Source organism: Paeniroseomonas aquatica (genome assembly GCF_030409335.1).
GTDB lineage: Bacteria > Pseudomonadota > Alphaproteobacteria > Acetobacterales > Acetobacteraceae > Belnapia > Belnapia aquatica.
On sequence record NZ_JAUFPN010000278.1, the window covers coordinates 1 to 3,549 of the forward strand.

At 75.0% G+C, this 3,549-nt stretch carries 2 protein-coding genes and 1 pseudogene; all 3 read right to left on the reverse strand.

All coding sequences use genetic code 11. The features are described from left to right. Window positions 1–2,178: UDP-forming cellulose synthase catalytic subunit (gene bcsA / locus QWZ14_RS29410; protein ID WP_290320625.1), on the reverse strand; the 2,178-nt coding region annotated here is incomplete at its 3' end. Then, on the reverse strand, window positions 2,175–2,990 hold the full coding sequence (locus QWZ14_RS29415; RefSeq protein WP_290320626.1) for a cellulose synthase operon protein YhjQ/BcsQ: 816 nt from the start codon (window positions 2,988–2,990) through the stop codon (window positions 2,175–2,177). The genes QWZ14_RS29415 and bcsA, both read right to left, overlap by 4 nt. Before the next feature lie 16 nt (window positions 2,991–3,006). After that, a pseudogene (locus QWZ14_RS29420) lies at window positions 3,007–3,549 on the reverse strand (hypothetical protein); the annotation flags it as partial.

A 3,549-nucleotide genomic window follows, 5' to 3' on the forward strand; every position in this document is an offset into this window, starting at 1 on the left:
CGCGGCACGCCGCCGCGCCGGCCGCGGCGCGGCGACGGCCGGCCCGGCGGCACCGGCCGCGGCCCGCTTCCGCCGCAGCGAGAATTGCGATCCGCCGCGCACCAGCCCGCCGATGCTCACCACCACCTCCCCCAGGGAGCGCAGCGGGCGGTCGGCGCGGACCGCGTCCCAGCCGACCCAGGCGTCGGCCCGGCCCAGCACGGCGCGCACGATCTGGCCCTCGTCGTGCAGGTCCTGCGGGGCGAAGCGCAGCTGCAGCCGGTCCTCGGACCAGCGCAGCACCTCGGCCGGCAGGGCGATGGTCTCGGCGCCGCAGGCGAGCTCGAGCGTCACCAGCGTGGCGTCCGCCATGCCGTCGGGGCGGTCGGCGTAGATCGCCGCGCCGCCGAGCGAGAGGTCCCGGGTCTCGCCGGCGACGCCGCGGCCGTCGGGCAGCAGGATCCTGACCGGGACCTCGGCGTCGATCCGCGCCCGCTCCCGCACCTGCCGCCGCTCCCGGCCGACCGCCAGCCCGGTGAGCACGGTGAGGAGGCAGAGCGTCGCCCAGACGAGGTTCAGCGCATAGGCCTGGAATTCCAGCGACTGCGGCGCATTGGCCAGGAGGCCGAGCAGCCCGGCGGCCAGCCCGGCCATGAGGAACAGCGAGAGCACCATGTTGGGGCCGACCGCCCGCAGGTCGAAGAAGCCCTCCTCCAGCGTGCCGCCCTTGTCGGTCACGTTGAACCGGCCGCGCCGCGGGTCCAGCAAGGTGGCGAGCGTCACCGGCAGCAGATAGACGGACAGCACGGCTTCGTAGATCTCCGACCAGAAGGAATGCCGCACCCGGCCCTGGATCCGGCTGGCGGTCATGATCGAGTGGATGATGTGCGGCCCGGCATAGGCCACGATCGCCAGCGGCGAGGCGGCGATGATGGTCTCGCCGAGCAGCAGGTAGGCCAGCGGCGCGGTGAGGAAGACGAAGCGCGGCAGCGGGAACAGGAAGTGGAACATCGCCATGAAGTAGCAAAGCCGCTGCGGCAGCCCGAGGCCGTCGGCGGTGAGCGGGTTCTCGAGCCGCAGGATCTGGATCATCCCGCGCCCCCAGCGCATGCGCTGGCCGATGTGCAGCATGAGCCGGTCGGTGGCGAGGCCGGCCGCCAGCGGCACCCGCAGGTAGGCGGTGCGCCAGCCGCGCCGCTGCATGCGCAGCGAGGCGTGGCAGTCCTCGGTCACCGTCTCGGTCGGGACGCCGCCGATGTCCTCGAGCGCCTCCCGCCGCAGCACCGCGCAGGAGCCGCAGAAGAAGGCGCCGCCCCAGAAGTCGTTGCCCTGCTGGATGAGGCCGTAGAACAGCAGGCCCTCGTTCGGCACTCGGCTGCCGGTGACGAGGTTCCGCTCGAAGGGGTCGGGCGAGTAGAAGTGGTGCGGCGTCTGCACCATGCAGAGATCGCGGTCGCGCAGCATCCAGCCGACGGTGAGCTGCAGGAAGGCCCGCGTCGGCACGTGGTCGCAGTCGAAGACGACGACGTATTCGCCCGCCGTCTCGCCCAGCGCGTGGTTGATGTTGCCGGCCTTGGCGCCCTTGTTGTCGGGGCGGGTGACGTAGCCGGCGCCGACCGCCTCGGCGAAGCGGCGGAACTCGTCCCGCCGGCCGTCGTCCAGCAGGTAGACGTTCAGCTTCTCGGCCGGCCAGTCGAGCGCCAGCGCGGCGAAGACGGTCGGCTTCACCACCTCGAGCGGCTCGTTGTAGCTCGGGATGAAGACGTCGATGCTGGGCCAGAGCGCCACATCCTCCGGCAGCGGCACCGGCTTGCGCTCGAGCGGCCAGAGGCTCTGGAAGTAGGACAGCACCAGCGCCGCCACGGCGTAGATCTCGGCCAGCAGCAGGCCGGTGCCGAGGAAGGTCTGCCAGAAGCCGCTGTAGTCCAGCGTGTCGGTGAGCCGCCAGAAGAGGTAGCGGATCGAGACCAGGCAGGAGAGCGCCGAGAGCGCCAGGGTGACCGTACGGCCCCGGAGGAGGTTGGCCAGCAGGAACAGCATCAGCCCGCCGATCGCCAGATAGGCTTGGTCCTCGGGCTCCAGCGGGGTGACCACCACCACCAGCGCCGCGAAGAGCCCGATCGCCGTCGCCAGGATGCCGCCCGCCCTGGTCCGGACGAAGGGCAGCCGGGCCAGGCGCTCGCGCCCCGGGCCGCTCATCGGGCGGCCCAGGCGAGGGGGCCGGCCGCGGCCGGGACGGCCTCGGGCAGCGGCGGCAGCGCCGCCTCGATGCTCCCGGCGACCTCCCGCAGGTCCTCGGCGGCGCGGCTGTGCGGGGCGAGGTCGAGCAGCATCCGCTGCGAGGCCAGGGCTTCCGCCACCGCCTCGTCCCGGCAGACGGCGCCGAGCAGCCGCGGCCCGAGGTAGCGCGCCACCGTCTCCGCCGCCGAGCGCGACAGGCGGGAATAGGGATCCACCTGGTTCAGCACCACCCGCACCCGGCTGTCGAGGAGCGCCCCCAGGGTCCCGGTGCCGAGGAAGCGGCCGCTGTCGATCTCGGGCAGCAGCGCCGCACTGGTCGCATCCGCCAGCAGGACGCAGACCACCATGGCGGCCATCGGCGCCAGCAGGCTCAGCGCCTGCGACGCGCCCGGCGCGGTATCCGCCACCACCAGCAGCCCGGGATCGGCCAGGATCTCGCGCATCGGCGCGGCCAGCAGCTCCGGGTCGCGGTCCAGCGCCGCGGCGAGGCCCAGGGCGCCGCGGAGGTCGATGGCGCCGTGCGGCAGCAGGGCGACGCCGGCGGCGGTCGGCCGTGCCAGCTGGCGCCAGTCCCGCCGCATCGGCAGGCCGGCGACGAAGCCGCCGCCGTCGGCCAGGGCCACGCCGTAGTGCAGCCGCAGCGTATTCTGCGGGTCGAAGTCGATGCTGAGCACGCGGCGCCCGCGACGGCGGAGCGCATCCGCGACATTGGCCGCGAGCGTGGTCTTCCCGACGCCTCCCTTCGGAGACGCCAAACAGATCAGGGGCATGACGAGGCCTCCCGGGCTAACGGGCGGTGGGGGCGGTGGCGGCGACCAGGCGCATGAGCTCGGCCAGCGGCAGGGTCACCATGGTGGCCGGCGGCGGGGCGGAGGCCGGCGCGGGGTCCGGCCAATGGCCCGGCGGCGGCGGCGCGGCGGCGGCCTGGCCGGAGGGCGCGAAGGCGGGCGGGGCGAAGGCGGGCGAGGTGAAGGCTGGCGGGGTGAAGGCTGGCGCCTCCTGCCGGCCGAGGCTCTGCAGGGTGGTGGCCGGCGGCGCCCGGTCCGGGCCGGGTGCCAGGGGCTCGGGCCAGGCGGCCGCGGCGCCCGGCCTCCCGGCCAGGCGGCCGATGGACTCGAGCAGCCGGTAGCCCTCTCGGGTCGGCTCGGCCGCGACCTGGCCGAACGCCGCCGGCGGGAGGCCAGGGCCGGCATGGGAGGGCGTCGGCGGCACCGGGCCGGCCGCCGGCGGAGCAGCAGCGGGGCCGGAGAGGCCGGGCAGGAGCGAGGCCAGGCTGGCGAAGCCGGGCAGCAGCGTGAGCGGGTCCGGCGGCCGGGCGGCGGGGCCGGC

Excerpts from the sequence above, each read along its gene's own strand:
- QWZ14_RS29415 (WP_290320626.1), bottom strand. The coding sequence starts at position 2,990 with ATGCCCCTGATCTGTTTGGCGTCTCCGAAGGGAGGCGTCGGGAAGACC.